The 16,102-nt window shown below is 38.7% G+C and carries 15 protein-coding genes, 10 tRNA genes, 1 rRNA gene and 2 pseudogenes; all 28 read right to left on the minus strand.

Annotation, left to right across the window (positions count from 1 at the left end; all coding sequences use genetic code 11):
• Window positions 1-4: 4 nt before the first annotated feature.
• Window positions 5-1,154, minus strand: a pseudogene (locus M028_RS0129025) (MBL fold metallo-hydrolase).
• A gap of 38 nt (window positions 1,155-1,192) precedes the next feature.
• A complete protein-coding gene (locus tag M028_RS0129030; RefSeq protein WP_026576958.1) occupies window positions 1,193-1,768 on the minus strand; it encodes a sulfurtransferase TusA family protein in 576 nt (191 codons plus the stop codon).
• Window positions 1,769-1,818: 50 nt separating this feature from the next.
• Complete coding sequence (locus tag M028_RS0129035; protein ID WP_026576959.1) at window positions 1,819-2,115, minus strand: rhodanese-like domain-containing protein; 297 nt, start codon at window positions 2,113-2,115, stop codon at window positions 1,819-1,821.
• A gap of 28 nt (window positions 2,116-2,143) precedes the next feature.
• Window positions 2,144-2,506, minus strand: a complete 363-nt coding sequence (locus M028_RS0129040; RefSeq protein ID WP_026576960.1) for a rhodanese-like domain-containing protein — start codon at window positions 2,504-2,506, stop codon at window positions 2,144-2,146.
• Window positions 2,507-2,550: 44 nt separating this feature from the next.
• The gene (locus M028_RS0129045; protein WP_026576961.1) at window positions 2,551-3,030 is read right to left on the minus strand and encodes a DsrE/DsrF/DrsH-like family protein; all 480 of its coding nucleotides are present in this window, start codon (window positions 3,028-3,030) and stop codon (window positions 2,551-2,553) included.
• Window positions 3,031-3,221: 191 nt separating this feature from the next.
• Entirely contained in the window at window positions 3,222-3,485 is a 264-nt protein-coding gene (locus tag M028_RS0129050; protein WP_026576962.1) for a metal-sensitive transcriptional regulator, read from the minus strand.
• Window positions 3,486-3,721: 236 nt separating this feature from the next.
• The gene (locus M028_RS0129055) at window positions 3,722-4,105 is read right to left on the minus strand and encodes a DUF302 domain-containing protein (protein WP_026576963.1); all 384 of its coding nucleotides are present in this window, start codon (window positions 4,103-4,105) and stop codon (window positions 3,722-3,724) included.
• 14 nt (window positions 4,106-4,119) lie between these two features.
• Window positions 4,120-4,260: pseudogene (locus M028_RS33235) on the minus strand (DsrE/DsrF/DrsH-like family protein); the annotation flags it as partial.
• 211 nt (window positions 4,261-4,471) lie between these two features.
• A complete protein-coding gene (locus tag M028_RS31355; protein ID WP_231510923.1) occupies window positions 4,472-5,467 on the minus strand; it encodes an FAD-dependent oxidoreductase in 996 nt (331 codons plus the stop codon).
• Window positions 5,431-5,646: a hypothetical protein gene (locus M028_RS33795; protein WP_231510924.1), complete on the minus strand. Its 216-nt coding sequence runs from the start codon at window positions 5,644-5,646 to the stop codon at window positions 5,431-5,433. The genes M028_RS31355 and M028_RS33795 overlap by 37 nt, the downstream gene beginning before the upstream one ends.
• 859 nt (window positions 5,647-6,505) lie before the next feature.
• The gene (gene glmS / locus M028_RS0129070; protein WP_026576964.1) at window positions 6,506-8,308 is read right to left on the minus strand and encodes a glutamine--fructose-6-phosphate transaminase (isomerizing); all 1,803 of its coding nucleotides are present in this window, start codon (window positions 8,306-8,308) and stop codon (window positions 6,506-6,508) included.
• A 469-nt stretch (window positions 8,309-8,777) separates the two neighbouring features.
• Window positions 8,778-10,127 carry a phosphoglucosamine mutase gene (glmM, locus tag M028_RS0129075; RefSeq protein WP_026576965.1) on the minus strand — a complete coding sequence of 450 codons (1,350 nt, stop codon included), beginning with the start codon at window positions 10,125-10,127 and terminating at the stop codon, window positions 8,778-8,780.
• Between the two features lie 36 nt (window positions 10,128-10,163).
• A complete protein-coding gene (locus tag M028_RS0129080; RefSeq protein WP_026576966.1) occupies window positions 10,164-11,390 on the minus strand; it encodes a CdaR family protein in 1,227 nt (408 codons plus the stop codon).
• Entirely contained in the window at window positions 11,383-12,210 is an 828-nt protein-coding gene (gene cdaA, locus M028_RS0129085; protein ID WP_026576967.1) for a diadenylate cyclase CdaA, read from the minus strand. The genes M028_RS0129080 and cdaA overlap by 8 nt, the downstream gene beginning before the upstream one ends.
• 133 nt (window positions 12,211-12,343) lie before the next feature.
• A complete protein-coding gene (locus tag M028_RS0129090; protein WP_026576968.1) occupies window positions 12,344-12,970 on the minus strand; it encodes an anti-sigma factor family protein in 627 nt (208 codons plus the stop codon).
• Between the two features lie 16 nt (window positions 12,971-12,986).
• A complete protein-coding gene (sigW, locus tag M028_RS0129095; RefSeq protein WP_026576969.1) occupies window positions 12,987-13,550 on the minus strand; it encodes an RNA polymerase sigma factor SigW in 564 nt (187 codons plus the stop codon).
• A 171-nt stretch (window positions 13,551-13,721) separates the two neighbouring features.
• Entirely contained in the window at window positions 13,722-14,618 is an 897-nt protein-coding gene (gene rocF / locus M028_RS0129100; RefSeq protein WP_026576970.1) for an arginase, read from the minus strand.
• Between the two features lie 346 nt (window positions 14,619-14,964).
• Window positions 14,965-15,040: transfer RNA gene (locus M028_RS0129110), tRNA-Ala, on the minus strand.
• 13 nt (window positions 15,041-15,053) lie between these two features.
• Window positions 15,054-15,122 (minus strand) — tRNA-Gly (locus M028_RS0129115).
• A 37-nt stretch (window positions 15,123-15,159) separates the two neighbouring features.
• A tRNA-Lys gene (locus M028_RS0129120) sits at window positions 15,160-15,232 on the minus strand.
• A 7-nt stretch (window positions 15,233-15,239) separates the two neighbouring features.
• A tRNA-Gln gene (locus M028_RS0129125) sits at window positions 15,240-15,314 on the minus strand.
• A 45-nt stretch (window positions 15,315-15,359) separates the two neighbouring features.
• Window positions 15,360-15,444 (minus strand) — tRNA-Tyr (locus tag M028_RS0129130).
• Between the two features lie 15 nt (window positions 15,445-15,459).
• Window positions 15,460-15,532: transfer RNA gene (locus tag M028_RS0129135), tRNA-Thr, on the minus strand.
• A 40-nt stretch (window positions 15,533-15,572) separates the two neighbouring features.
• Window positions 15,573-15,648 (minus strand) — tRNA-Val (locus M028_RS0129140).
• Between the two features lie 39 nt (window positions 15,649-15,687).
• Window positions 15,688-15,762: transfer RNA gene (locus tag M028_RS0129145), tRNA-Glu, on the minus strand.
• Window positions 15,763-15,784: 22 nt separating this feature from the next.
• Window positions 15,785-15,857: transfer RNA gene (locus M028_RS0129150), tRNA-Thr, on the minus strand.
• Window positions 15,858-15,880: 23 nt separating this feature from the next.
• A tRNA-Asn gene (locus tag M028_RS0129155) sits at window positions 15,881-15,955 on the minus strand.
• Window positions 15,956-15,969: 14 nt separating this feature from the next.
• A 5S ribosomal RNA gene (rrf, locus tag M028_RS0129160) occupies window positions 15,970-16,086 on the minus strand.
• Between the last annotated feature and the right edge of the window lie 16 nt (window positions 16,087-16,102).

A 16,102-nucleotide genomic window follows, 5' to 3' on the forward strand; every position in this document is an offset into this window, starting at 1 on the left:
TGAATTATCGAACTGCACAACGGTTTGGTCCAATTTCCATTTCTCGTTGTTGATCCATATCCGGTTTGATTTTTCCCATATTTGTTTCACGAATTTCTTGGTACGCATTTGGTTGAGGTGGTAAGTTTTCAGTTACCATTTTTCTAAATTCATTTTCATCTTCGATATTGAGCCCGTGATTTTTTGCAAAAAGTGTACCTAACTTTTCTGACACACTTCCATCATCGTTTAACTCATCAATAATCATAAAGTGTGCAGGCAGAACGCACAGTTCTTCTGATAATTCTCTGTAACGTTTATAGAGAGTTTCCCTTAAATCTCCTACCCAATCTTCTGCCTTACCTGCTAAGTCAGGTCTACCGATTGAATCAATAAATAAGATGTCACCTGATAGCAGGAACTTTTCATCCACTACGAAGGAAGTAGAGCCAATTGTATGACCAGGAGAATATAGTGCGTGAATATTAATAATAGTATTTCCGATTGTTACGTCATTACCGTCTTCTAGTGGTTGGTAATCAAAGGTTACTTCTGTTGCATCCTTTGGTGGCAGCCAGTAGGTTGCTTCAGTTTTCTCGGCAATTATTCGTCCACCTGAAATATGGTCTGCATGAAGATGTGTATCAAATACATGTGTGATTTTTGCGTTAATACTTTCGGCAAAATCAAGATAGATATCTGTCATACGTGTTGCATCAATCAGTGCTGCTTCACCATTTGACACCACCATGTAAGATAAACAGCCTTTACCAATTCGTACAAACTGATAAATTTCCCCTCCATCATTTAAGTCGCCCACTTTAACCGGCTCTAAATGTTCGCTCCAAGCTTTCATTCCACCTTTTAGGTAGGTTACAGATAAACCTTCTTCTGAAAGCATTTCTGCCACCATGATTGATGAACCTTCCTTTGCACAGACAACTAAGACTTCTTTATCAGTAGGGATTTTCTCAATGATTTCTTCTACCCCATCAAGCAATTCAAAATAAGGAACATTTAAATACTCAAAGTTTTCACCTTCGATTTTCCAATCATTATAGTCACTGTTATTACGTACATCAAGAATAAACAACTCTTCTTTATTAAAAACCTTTTTCGTTACCTCTTTTGAAGTCATTATATTTACTGTCATTCGAATTTACCCCCTGTGGTATTATTTTATTTAAAAAAATTTACTGATTTAAACTTTCTTTTATTTGTTGATACCAGTTACTTTCCAAGTCCATTGACTCATACCTGGCACTACATTGAATACATTCGTAAATCCCTTTTCCGTTAATTTTTGTGCTGCAAGATCACTGCGATTGCCTGTACGACAGACCACAAAGATTTCATCTTCTTTGTTTAATTCCGTTAAGCTATCTTCCAATTCACCTAGAGGAATAGAGATTGCATCAGGAATATGGTTGAATGCATATTCTGCCGCTTCTCTTACATCGATAACGACGAGGGTTTCATTTGCTTCAAGCTTATTCTCTAGTTCTTCATTATTGATAACATTTGGGTGCTTTTTCTCGTTGGATTCATCATTAGAAGATTTGCGAAGATAATGCTTCAATACTTCACCTTCTTCGATGGTTCCCAAATATTGATGGCCTGAACTTTCAGCCCATGCTTTCATGTCCGCTTTAGATCCTTTATCTGTTGCTTGAACTTCTAACACTTGACCAGCTTCCAAGTTATTCATTGCCTTTTTTGTTTTTACAATAGGCATTGGACAAGCCAACCCATTTGCATCTAGAACCACATTTGCTTTTATGTTATTCATGAGAGACCTCCTGTTTTATACTTATATGGGTATTGTTTTTATTAAAAAAATTATTCAACTTTACCTTCCCAAGCAAGCATTCCACCAGTCATGTTAATCACGTTAAATCCATAACTTTCTAGGAATTGCGTGGCACGACCGCTTCTGCCTCCTGAACGGCATACCATGATATACTCTTTTGATTTATCTAATTCATGCATACGAAATTCAACTAATCCTAATGGCATGTTTACGGCATCCGGAATTTTGCCGGCTACAACTTCATCCACTTCACGTACATCAATGATATTTAATTTCTTTCCTTCGTTTAATAAAGTCTCTACTTCTTTTGCTGTCATTTGTTTCATTTTATAATTCCTCCTATTATTTTTTTATTTAAGACCAAGCACTCATGCCGCCTTTGACATTTGTTACTTTTGAAAATCCTAATTTTTTTAGGACCTTGCTAGCCTGCCCACTTCTCATACCGCTTTGACAAATCACTACTACTTCTTTTTCATTCGAAAGCTCTTTCTCTGCCTTTTGAGAAAGTTGATGAAGTGGAATATTTTTAAAACCTTTAATATGGTTGCCTTTAAACTCCCCAGGTGTACGGACATCAACATACTGTTTGTCTTTGTCATTTAATTCGGCTTTTAATTCTGTTATTGAAATATGGTTAACACCTTTTGTAGGTAAGAACCTCTTGAGCATAAAGAATAAAAATAGCGCAATAACAAGATAATTTACATATTCCATTTGATAACCTCCCTTTTTATGCAGTGGAATACCCCTATCAGGTACTATATAAATAGATTCACATTACCTTCCTGTGCATCTGCTAAATATGCTGCCACACCTGCATATTCAATGTTTTCTAATAGCTCTTCCTGTTTAAGACCTAACAAATCCATTGTCATGGTACATGCTACAAGTTTAACATCTTGTTCTTGTGCCATTTCGATTAATTGCGGCAGTGACATCGCGTTATGCTTTTTCATTATATCTTTGATCATTTTAGGACCAAATCCGGCAAAGTTCATTTTTGAAAGACCCATTTTATCAGCGCCTCTTGGCATCATTTTTCCAAACATTTTCTCCATAAATCCTTTTTTCACCGGAACATTTTCATTTTTACGAAGGGCATTTAATCCCCAAAACGTATGAAAAATGGTTACTTCATGATCATAAGCAGCTGCACCGTTTGCTATTATATAGGCAGCCATTGCTTTATCATAATCTCCACTAAATAATACAATTGTTGTCTTTTTCTTTTCTGTCATGTCTTGACCTCCAAAATGTAATTTTTAACCCATACCTGTATAGGTATTAGAAAGACTAAAAAAATTATCCTTTTTTTATCCAAAACTTTAATACATTATTTTCCTCTTCATATCTCAATAATTCACGACTATTTTATTTACCCCTATGGGTATTTATATTGGTAAAAATAAAAGAGGGTGTCAACCCTTTTTTATCGACTTTTTACTAGCAATTTAACAGCTTCTTGTACTAATTCTTCCATGCTTTTTTCCCCTTGTTCGTTCGCTTTTTGAACACAATCCACTAAATTGGAACTAACAATAACCCCAATAGTACGGTCAATGGCACTTCTAGTTGCAGATAACTGGGTTATAACTTCTTTACAGTCCTTGTTTTCTTCCATCATTTTTAAAATTCCTCGTAACTGTCCCTCAATACGTTTTACTCTATTTTTCATTTGATCATTATAATCCATTGTTCTTGCCTCCTTTAATAATTAGTTTATATTTTCAAGGAATTTTCCTTCATATTAAATGGTGATGATTAAAAATTGTACATCCAAAACCTTTTTTCTTAAGCAGCTGTTGACAAGCTCTATAATATACCCCTACAGGTATAATGTCAATAGGTTATTTTAAAAAATTACTTATAGAAGAAAAAGACCGCAATGAACATGGCGGTCAAATAAGGCTATAGATTTAAATCGTAAAATCATATACTTTTATCAATGCAGCTAATTAACCTGACTTCAATGTCCTTTGCAAATTGCTTCAACCCTTCATCATTTAAAAGACTAATAAGCGCAGATGGTTTGGGCATCCCAATTCTCGTTTGTCCAGAATCTTCATAAACAACTATTTTACACGGCAGGAAGTATCCAGCCATTTCGTTTTCATTTAATACTCTAAACGCTTCTTGTGGGTTACATACTTCCAGGACCTTAAATTCCTTTTGAAAATCGAGACCTTTTTCCTGAAGCTTTTCCTTAATATTGAAGTTCCACAAAACACCAAACTTTTCTTCCTTTAATCGTTCCTCTAGGCCTTGGATCGCTTCCTCCACACTTTTATCCGTGCCAACGGTATAATCAAACATAATTATTTTCCTCCCTAAAAGGTAAGTGAAACGTCCGCATCTTTCGCAAAGGTTAAAAATGTTACCGCACCACCAACATCAATTCCTTCGACAAAATGTTCTTTTTCCAAGCTCATAACATCCATTGTCATTTGGCAGGCAATCATCTTTACACCTTTTACGTTTTTAAATCCTTTTTCTGTTAGTTTTTGTGCAGCCAAATCACTGCGATTTCCAGTCCTACAAATGCCATTAGCATTTACCTCCTTTCTAATTTATTATTTTTCTAATTTATTTATCCATGCCAAGCACAACCTACCATATTTTTATGAAAATATAAAAAGCATGACCCCGATAATTGGATCATGCCTTTATGGAATAAATAATTTATTTGTTATCAATATTTTTGTTTATATTACTCCCAAACACAGAGGAATACGTTTTCCAACCACCATCCAAATTAATAGCCTTAAACCCGCTATTATTCAAGATACGTGTCGCCAAATACCCTCTTAACCCTACCTGACATGATACATAAATTCGTTTATCCTTTGGCAACTGACTCATTTTACATCTTAAATCATTTAGAGGAATATTAATTGAACCTTCTATAAATCCAAATTCACGTTCCATTGGTTCACGAACGTCGATTAAAACTCCTTCACCAGCTACAATCTCATCTACTTCATGCCACTGAATCATTTCCAATTTACCTTCGATGATATTAGAAGCCACATACCCAGCCATATTTACTGGATCTTTTGCTGAAGAATATGGAGGTGCGTAAGACAATTCTACATCTGTTAAATCTTCAACCTTTAATTGACCTTTAATTGCAGTAGCGATCACATCAATGCGCTTATCAACCCCATCAGCTCCAACCGCCTGTGCACCAAAGATTTTACCTGTTTCTTTATCAAACATTAATTTTAACGCAATTGGTGCTGCTCCGGGATAATACCCTGCGTGGGAACTTGGATGAATATGCACCACTTCATATGGTACGCCTAAGCGTTTTAATGTTTTCTCATTGTTGCCGGTTGCTGCAACCGTCAACTCAAATACTTTCGCAATGGAAGTACCCAATGTACCTTGATACTTATCCTTTTGACCCATCATATTATTCGCTGCAATTCGCCCTTGGCGGTTTGCTGGTCCTGCAAGTGGAATCATTGCCTTTTTACCGCTAATATAATCTACAACCTCTACAGCATCCCCAACAGCATAAATATCCTCATTAGAAGTTTGAAGAAATTCATTTACAATGATTCCTCCACGTTCTCCTAACTTCAAACCTGCAGCCTTTGCTAACTCATTTTCCGGTCTGACACCGATAGAAAGAATGGTCATATCCGTTTCGATTTCTGTTCCATCGGAAAGAATAACCTTCTTTCCATGGCCCGCAAATGACTCGACACCATTTTCTTTCGATCTTTGATTGTTTCCCCAATATAGTACGGTAATCCACAATTAGCAAATGAAATATGCTCTCCACGTTCTACAAGAACGATTTCTACCTCTTCACTAATTCTTCTAAGTCTTGCAGCTGCTGTTGCTCCCACCAGCTACTCCACCCACTATGATGACTTTTTTCGTCACGTTTATCCCTCCAATTTTATATGCGATAATTAAATTCTAATAAAATCATCCTTATATATACCCCTATGGGTTATATACCTATATGGGTATTATATTATCCGAAAAATAAATGTAAAGTTCTTTTATAAAGGTTTCACATATTGTTCAAAAATTAAGGCTGTTTTCACAAAGGTTGTTGTTTTTAGAATAGACCAGATGGCCAGTTGATTCGGACTCAATCGGCTTTGAAATCAACCTCCCTGTGAATCAGGGATTTATTCGGACTCGGTCATCTTTGAAATCAACATTCCTGTCCGAATCTGGGTTCCATTCGGACTCGGGCATCTTTGAAATCAACATCCCTACCAGAAGCAGGGTTCCATTCGGACCTGGTCATCTTTGAAATCAACATTCTTGCCCGAATCTGGGCTCCAATCGGACTCGGTCATCTTTGAAATCAACATCCCTGTCCGAATCTGTGCTTCATTCGGACTCGGTCATCTTTGAAATCAACATCCCTGTCCGAATCTGGGCTCCATTCGGACTCGGTCATCTTTGAAATCAACATTCCTGTCCGGATCTGGGTTCCATTCGGACTTGAGCGCCTTCGAAATCAACATCCCAGTCTGAATCTGGGCTTCATACGGTTTCGATCTCCTTGGAAGTTATCAGCATTGAACAATAGTATTTATGCGAGTAAATTTAGTAAGAGAGCAACAAAGTATACGAAAATAGCCAAAATTAAAGAATAAATTTGACAAGAAAAAAGACTCAACCCTTAAATAGGATTGAGCCATAATTTTATGCATAATCTGCATTCAACAGTAATTATTATTCGCCTGCTTATTCAACTGTAACCGATTTTGCTAGGTTACGTGGCTTATCCACGTCGCAATCACGGTGCAGTGCTGCATAGTAGGCAATTAATTGTAATGGTATAACAGAGATAAGTGGTGTTAATAATTCATGTACTTCTGGAATGATGAAGCTGTCTTCGTCCATATTTAGCCCCTTCATCGAAATGATGCATGGGTTTGCTCCGCGGGCAACGACTTCCTTCACATTTCCGCGAATGCTTAGGTTTACACTTTCTTGAGTAGCTAAAGCAATAATCGGCGTTCCTTCTTCAATTAAAGCAATCGTTCCATGTTTTAATTCTCCGCCAGCAAAGCCTTCTGCTTGAATATAAGAAATTTCCTTTAATTTCAAGGATCCTTCTAAGCATACATAATAGTCAACTCCACGGCCGATAAAGAAGGCATTACGTGTTACCGATAAAAACTCTCTTGATATATGCTCAAACAACTCTTTTGAGTCGCAAAGAACTTCCATTGCATTTGCAATAATTCCAAGTTCATGTACCAAGTCAAAGTCAACTTTGATATTTTGGCTCTTTGCCGTTACCTCAGCCAGTATGGAAAGCACGGCTATTTGGGCTGTATAAGCTTTCGTAGATGCCACCGCTATTTCAGGACCAGCATGTAGTAATAATGTATAATCCGCTTCACGAGAAAGAGTTGAACCAGGAACGTTCGTAATTGTTAATGCACGATAACCCATTTCTTTTACTTTAACAAGTACCGCACGGCTGTCTGCTGTTTCCCCACTCTGTGTGATGAAGATAAACAACGGCTTTTTCGATAACAGTGGCATATTATAAACAAATTCACTAGCAATATGAACTTCTACTGGAATTTTAGCCATGTTTTCAATCAGTTGTTTTCCGACAAGACCTGCATTGTAGGATGTTCCAGCTGCAACAATGTAAACACGGTCACTATCATTCATTGCACCGATAATTTCAGGATCAATGGTCAGTTCCCCTTGCTCATTTTGATACGTTTGAATAATCTTACGCATCACAAGCGGCTGCTCATCGATTTCTTTTATCATGTAATGAGGATATGTGCCCTTCTCAATATCACTTGCATCCAATTCTGCTTTATACGGTTTGCGGTTGATTGTCTCTCCAGCCAAGTTTTGAATCGTAACTTGGTCTTTCGTAACAATGACAACTTCTTTGTCCATAAGCTCTACATAGGTGTCTGTAACCTGAAGCATCGCCATCGCATCACTAGCAACAACATTAAAGCCGTCTCCTAAACCGACAAGAAGTGGGCTTTTATTTTTAGCAACGTAAATTGTTTCACGGTCTTGTGCATCTAAAAGGGCAAGAGCATAGGAACCATGTAAAAGGGTTAGTGTTTTACGGAATGCATCTAAAACAGTTAAGCCTTCGTTTACAAAGGACTCAATAAGCTGAACAATTACTTCCGTATCCGTTTCACTTTTAAACTCAACATTTGAAAGATATTCGCGTTTTAAGAGATCGTAATTCTCAATCACACCATTGTGTACAAGTGTAAAACGGTCTGAAGCACTTTGGTGAGGATGGGAATTTGTTTTGCTTGGTACACCATGAGTTGCCCAGCGAGTATGCCCGATTCCAATATGAGCTGTTACATTTCCATCTACAATCTTCCGTAAGTCTGCAATGCGGCCTTTCTCTTTGAATACATGAATCCCGTTCCCGTTTTGAAGCGCAATACCTGCTGAGTCATAACCGCGGTATTCTAGCTTTTCAAGACCTTTTAATAAAATTTCCTTTGAATCCTTATTTCCAATATATCCAACAATTCCACACATAATTTCTTTTCCTCCCTGATTTAGGGGGCAAGAATGCTTTGGAGGCTCACCTTGCCCCCTTATCTCCGTTTTTTTAGGTATCTGTCTATACCCTTTAAAGCGTGAAGCTAATATGTGTGCATTTTCTTCTCTTTGTGCATCGAGTTGCCTCAGATGTTTTAAAGAAGAACTGACGGTTGTGCATCGCAACCGGGAGGTATCCGCCGAACATTTCGATAAACCTCCTCCTCGTCAACTAATTCAACTCACTATGAATTAGTTCAGGCGCTTTATAAAGTTTTAACTCACTATCCACCTTTCTTTAGTAGGATGTGCTTTTTACAACAAAGCAAATCAATCTTACCTGAATTCAAGATATTCGTCAACTAGGAAGATAAAGGGATTTTGACTTTTCTTTTACAAGTGAAAAATCATACATAATAAAATATGCATAAGGGATATTAAGGTTCCCTTATGCATATAAAATAGACTATTCTTTTAATTCCATTTCCTCTTTAACAACCGTTACAATTCGATTCACGTAGGATTCACATAGCTCTTCGGTAGGTGCTTCGACCATTACACGAACTAGCGGTTCTGTACCGGATGGACGGACAAGCACTCTTCCGTCACCTGCCATTTCGGTTTCCACCTGTTCAATAATTGCTTTTACTTTTTCATTATCCGTTACATGAAGCTTGTCTGTCACTCTTACATTGACAAGCTTCTGCGGGAACTTCTTCATTTCACCGGCTAATTCGGATAATGGTTTATGGGTTGCCTTCATAATATTGGCCAATTGTAGCCCTGTTAATAGACCATCACCTGTTGTGTTATAGTCAAGGAAAATAATATGACCTGATTGCTCCCCGCCAAGATTATAGCCGCTTTTCTTCATTTCCTCTACCACATAACGATCGCCCACTGCAGTAGGAACGCTTTTGATTCCATGGCTTTCAAGAGCCTTATAAAAACCAAGATTGCTCATAACTGTTGAAACAATCGTACCATGCTTTAAACGTCCATGTTCCTTCATGTACTTTCCACATATGTACATTATTTGGTCGCCATCCACGATATTTCCCTTTTCGTCAATCGCAATCAAGCGATCGCCATCCCCATCAAACGATAAGCCGACATCTGCACCCTTTTCCTTAACTAGTTGAGCCAAAGCCTCGGGATGGGTGGAACCAACACCGGCGTTAATATTCAGTCCATTCGGAGACGCTCCCATGGTCGATAGGTCTGCATCAAGATCAGCAAATAGATGCGTTGCCAGTGAGGATGTCGCTCCGTTGGCACAATCTAAAGCAATATGGATTCCAGAAAAGTCTTCGTCTACCGTGTGTTTTAAATATTGTAGATATTTTTGTCCGCCTTCGAAATAGTCCATTACCTGCCCTAAATCCGAACCTACTGGCCTTGGTAATTGATCTTCCGGTAAATCAATTAGTTTTTCAATTTCTAATTCTTGTTCATCCGAAAGTTTGAAACCATCTGGACCAAAAAACTTAATTCCGTTATCCGCTACTGGGTTATGAGAGGCGGAAATCATAACCCCTGCCTGGGCCCCTAATGCTTTGGTTAAATAAGCAACACCAGGAGTAGAAATAACCCCAAGTCGCATTACTTCTGCACCAATGGACAGTAATCCGGCAACGAGAGCACCTTCGAGCATATGGCCTGATATGCGAGTGTCACGGCCGATAATGACTTTCGGACGGTCCTTGTCCTTTGTTAAAACATATCCACCAAAACGCCCTAATTTAAAGGCAAATTCAGGTGTTAATTCACTATTTGCAACTCCGCGTACTCCATCAGTACCGAAATATTTTCCCATTATTAAAATCGCTCCTTCATCAATATATTGCAAGGTTTATCCGTTGTTTTTAGTTATTGTGACGTTTGCTCTGGATTGATCAAGTTCCCAGTCTAGCTCCGAGGGCCCTTCCACTTGGATTTTCACATTATGGTCCCCTTCCTTAAGGTTGGACACATCAATAAAAACATTAAAATCCTTTGATTTTAATTTGTTCACCATGGAACTTGGACCATTGACTGTTATATCGACATTTTCGGGATTGTTTATCTCCGCAGAATACTGTTCCGATAAACCGAGGATTTTTAAAGGTATCCCCGATATCGTTTTTTCTTCTTGCTTTTTCACGACAATAGTTGCCGTCACCATTTCCGGCGATACCTTTGTGATTCCATTCGAAATGATTACAGGTAAATCCATTGTCTTATTATCATCAATTTTACTTACATCCACCTCAACGCGAATATGGGGATTTTTTAAAGCATGTTCACTACCAATAATTACTGCTTCCTTTGTATCTAAAGTGATGGAATCAATGGTTACTCCACTAGGAGGCGTTCCGATTTGTTTGATATCTATCGGAACCTTTTTACTTATATCCTTGACAGGAATGGTTACCCTTACCGTACCAGGATCGACCTCAACGTCCAATTTATTTAAGTCGCGGTCGAGAACCTGGATATTCGCATCCTGTGAAATCGTTTTATTTATCTGATCTTTAACATTGAGCGTCGCTTTTACGTAGCTAATTCGATCAATTAAGTTTTTTGCCCCGGTAATTTTCACTTTATTTGGCTCAACCACGGGCTGCCCTGCTGCAAAGCCTTCTTGAAGCAATCCTCGGTTAAATTCAGTATCCACTTTATATTCCTGAGTAATTTTCTCTTGAATGGATACATTCACACGGGACGGCTTTATCGTAGCCTTTAACTTATCTGATAAATCTTTTATTTTCAGTTTTACGGTCTGATGGCCAATCTTGGCCTTTGTTAAATCAACATATACTTCAAAGTTCCGCAATGCTTTCGCATTTTGAATATGGGTTACCGGTCCTTTTAATGTTAGCTTCACTTTGTTTGGAATCCCCGATACGACTAAATTTTCCGTATCATAGTATACCTTTACCGGTACATCATTTAGGGTTTCAGTGGTTTGCTCACCTGGTACATTCACACCGGTAAACTTGGTGCTGTTCGTAGTATGGGGAACAGATGAATAAAGCAGAACAGCTAGAACCAATGCAAGAATTTTTATAAACCACCGATTATCCATCAGTTTATCCATTTTTCTTCCCCCTCCAGTTCCATCGAGCTGAAGAAGCCTGTTTGACTTTGGTATTCACTAATAATTCACTCGATAATAATTCTTTAAATTCATCGGTATTTAAATCTCGGTGAAGTTCTCCGTTTTTCGTAAGAGAAATTCCACCTGTTTCCTCCGAAACCACCACTGTGATGCTATCTGTTACCTCACTAATCCCGAGTGCTGCCCGGTGTCGCGTCCCCAGCTCCTTGGAGATAAAAGGACTCTCTGATAAAGGAAGATAGCAAGCCGCAGCAGATACATTATTTTTTTGAATAATGACCGCTCCATCATGGAGAGGTGTATTTGGAATAAAAATATTGATGAGTAATTCTGAGGAAATTTTTGAATCTAAAGGAATCCCCGTTTCAATATAATCACTCATTCCTGTTTCTTTTTCAATCGAAATTAAGGCTCCTATCCGACGTTTTGCCATATAGTCTGTTGCTTTTATAATGGCTGCAATGGTTTTCTCCGGATCATCGTCATCTGGACTCCCGCTTCTCGAAAAAAACCGTCCCCTGCCCAGCTGTTCAAGTGCTCTTCTAAGTTCCGGCTGAAATATAATAATAATCGCAAGAAATCCCCAGTTAATGGCCTGTTGCATCATCCAGCTTAATGTTTTTAAGCCTAAGTATTCACTGACTACCCTAACAAGCAGAATTACCAAAATTCCCTTGAGTAATTGAACGGCCTTTGTTCCTCTTATAACATTAATCAGCTTATAAATGACATACCACACAAGGAGAATATCAACAATACTAGATAAATACTTCCATACTGTGAAATCGGCAAACGGCATTGTTCTTCCTCCGTAATTTTGCATAAGAATCCATGAAATCTAAACCCATGTTATTATAACATAAATCCAGCTTGTACCTATTATATGTAGTATCATAAAAAAACAAATCACTCAAATCAGAGTGATTTGTTTTCTATTGCGTTTCATTTTGGTCAAAAACGTTAATCACATCATGTGCGGTCTTTTTCATATAATACCAAATCCAATCAAAAACCTCGTTCACTTCTTCAATTTTCCCTGTGACATGGCCGGCTGAAGCCATATATTTTTCCCCGTTTATGACTGTAACGTCACCTTGAACTTCTCCTTCAATCTTTAATTTACCATTTCGAACAATGACATCCCCTTTTACTACTTCGCCTTTAGGGACAATCACAGTATTATTTTGGACAATTAAATTCTTTTGTTTCGAAACAGAAAATTCACGGTTCTGACTCCAGGTTGAAAACAAACTTCCCAACATTAAAACGATAAAGAGCGATGCCGCGGCCAGTAATGGGTGATTTTTCAGCCAGCGTTCTATCCCCACTTTTTTCTTTTCTTTTGGAAGCTTTGCCATAACATTGGCTGTAAAGTTTGATGGGGCCTGCATATTTGATGTGCTTTTCACAAAAGCAACAGTCTTTTTTAATTCATTAAAAAGGGTTTCACATTCCTTACAGCATTGGAGGTGCTCTCTTAGATTTACTTCATTTTCTGGTGTGATCTCTTCATCTAAAAAGTCATGCATTAATTCAATGATTTGTTCTGGACATTTCAACCGTATCACCTCTTTATCACACATAACGTAATTGTTGCCGTAAAGCTTCCCGTCCGCGGTGAATTCTCGTTTTAACCGTACCTAATGGCATATCGAGAATTTCACTGATTTCGTTTAATGACAACTCTTCAATATATTTTAAGACAATAACTGAGCGATATTTTTCAGGCAGTTTTAAAATTTCCTTTTGAACCGTTTCATGGAGCTCTAAGCTTTCCACTTCGCTCTCGGGTGGTTTTGTCTGCGAAGGTATTTGTGAATACATGGTAAGCCCCTCGGTTCCGGCTACTTCAGCATCCAAATAATAATCCGGTTTCTTTTTTCGAATGCGATCAATACAAAGATTTGTTGCAATACGAAAAAGCCAGGTTGAAAATTTTAAATCTTGATTAAAGGTATGGATATTCATATAAGCACGTAGAAAAGCTTCTTGGGCAAGGTCTTCCGCTTCATGTCGATTTCCAATCATTCGATAACAAAGCTGATATACGCTATTCTTATAAATCTCGACAATATCGGCAAATGCGTCTTGGTCTCCCTTTAATACTTGCTTAATTCTCTTTTTAATGACCGCTTCCATCTATTTACCTCCGCTCTAATGCGGCTATACGATACTACGAATCGATAGCGAAAAAGTTTCGTTTTGAGCGAAAAACTTCTCAATACCTTTAATATTAACAAAAATTTACTAAACGCGCGCGGAAACTGAATTTTAGTAGAAAAATAAAAAAAGCAGCCGAAGCTGCTTTTTTTATAATAGTTTTTCTCCAAATAATGAGCCCATTAAGGCTACCGCACAAGTGGCTGTTCTGTTTTTCTCATCTAGAATTGGATTTACCTCAACGAATTCTGCTGAAGTAATGATTTTTGACTCTTCTAGCATTTCCATAGCAAGATGGCTTTCACGGTAGCTGATTCCACCCATTACTGGCGTTCCAACTCCTGGTGCGTCGCTAGGGTCTAGACCATCTAAATCTAATGATAAATGAACGCCATCTGTATTTTCTTTCAAATAGGAAATCGTTTCTTCCATGACTTTTGTCATTCCAAGACGGTCGATTTCATGCATAGTGTAAACTTTAATGCCGATTTCTTTGATTAAATCCTTTTCTCCGTCATCAAGAGCTCTTGCACCTATGATTACAACATTCTCAGGCTTAATTTTTGGACTATAGCCGCCAAGTTCAGTTAGGAGTGGATGTCCTAATCCAAGACTTGCTGCTAAAGGCATTCCATGAATATTTCCTGTAGGAGAAGTTTCTGCAGTATTTAAATCACCATGGGCATCATACCAGATAACTCCAAGGTTTTTATAGTGTTTTGCCACACCTGCTAATGTGCCGATTGCGATACTATGATCTCCACCAAGAACAAGTGGGAAAGACCCTGATTCGATGACTTCGTCTACCTTTTCAGCAAGCAATGTATTTTTTTCTGCTACTAAATCTAAATTACGTAGATTGGATTCTTTATCTACGACAACTTCAGGTCTGCCAATTGGAATATCACCTAAGTCGTGTACTTCATCAAAAAGAGGTTTTAGGCGCTCGTTAATCCCAGCGTAACGGATTGCACTCGGGCCCATATCGACTCCTCTTCTCATTTGCCCTAAATCCATAGGCATTCCAATAATTGATAGCTTTTTCATCCTTCTACCTCCTAGCCTTTATATCTCTATTTTAACCGCTTCCATTAAGATGACTCAACTCGACAAAAATATGTATATATATGCGGGGAGGGCCTGTAAATACTGTTTTAATAGGGTTTAGGAGGGTTATTCTGTGAGTTCCTGTAAGGATGGCTATGACTCTTGGGAAAATTTTTTTGTTTTTTTAATGTTGGCTTTTAATTGGTACCAGCATATTTGAACGGAGTTTTATCTTAGAAAATAATTTAAAGGATTTTCCGCATGTACTTGGGTGGTAATTTATCTTTAAAAGACAAAAAAGCCTTAAATCAGAGAATGATTTAAGGCGAATGGTTTATGTAGTGTATGGTGGAGTCTAGGGGGATCGAACCCCTGACCTCCTGCGTGCAAAGCAGGCGCTCTCCCAGCTGAGCTAAGACCCCGATATGTTATTTTTGGAGCGGAAGTCGGGATTTGAAACCCTCACCTTGGCAAGGTGGTGTTCTACCACTGAACTACTTTCGCAATTCATAGTAAAGACCAATGGTCAATTGAAATAAAATGAGCCATGAAGGACTCGAACCTTCGACCCTCTGATTAAAAGTCAGATGCTCTACCAACTGAGCTAATGGCTCTCTCTTTTGGCTGGGCTAGCTGGATTCGAACCAACGAATGACGGAGTCAAAGTCCGTTGCCTTACCGCTTGGCTATAGCCCAATAATGTTATAAGAATAGCTTGTCCATTATTTTTAAAAATATAAGTGGTGGAGGGGGACGGATTCGAACCGCCGAACCCTGAGGGAGCGGATTTACAGTCCGCCGCGTTTAGCCACTTCGCTACCCCTCCATTAAAATAAAAAAGTGCCGGCTAGAGGACTTGAACCCCCAACCTACTGATTACAAGTCAGTTGCTCTACCAATTGAGCTAAACCGGCATATTTATTGAAGATTATTTTCACTATCGTGAAAAAATCATGGTGGAGGATGACGGGATCGAACCGCCGACCCTCTGCTTGTAAGGCAGATGCTCTCCCAGCTGAGCTAATCCTCCGATATAATGACAGTTATTTTCACTGCCGTTAAAAAACTTTGGTGACCCCTACGGGATTCGAACCCGTGTTACCGCCGTGAAAGGGCGGTGTCTTAACCGCTTGACCAAGGGGCCTATAGCTTATTTAAATTAGGTAAGCTTCCAAGCGGGCTCGAACCGCTGACCTCTTCCTTACCATGGAAGTGCTCTACCTGCTGAGCTATGGAAGCATAGCTAAATCTTTTAAAATTTATGGCTCCGCAGGTAGGACTCGAACCTACGACCGATCGGTTAACAGCCGATAGCTCTACCACTGAGCTACTGCGGAATAATTTTATAACAGCCTGGCAACGTCCTACTCTCACAGGGGGACAGCCCCCAACTACCATCGGCGCTGAGAAGCTTAACTTCCGTGTTCGGTATGGGAACGGGTGTGACCTTCTCGCCATTATTGCCAGACTATTTATCAGACACT

Source organism: Bacillus sp. UNC438CL73TsuS30 (genome assembly GCF_000482325.1).
In the GTDB taxonomy this organism is placed as follows: domain Bacteria; phylum Bacillota; class Bacilli; order Bacillales; family Cytobacillaceae; genus Neobacillus.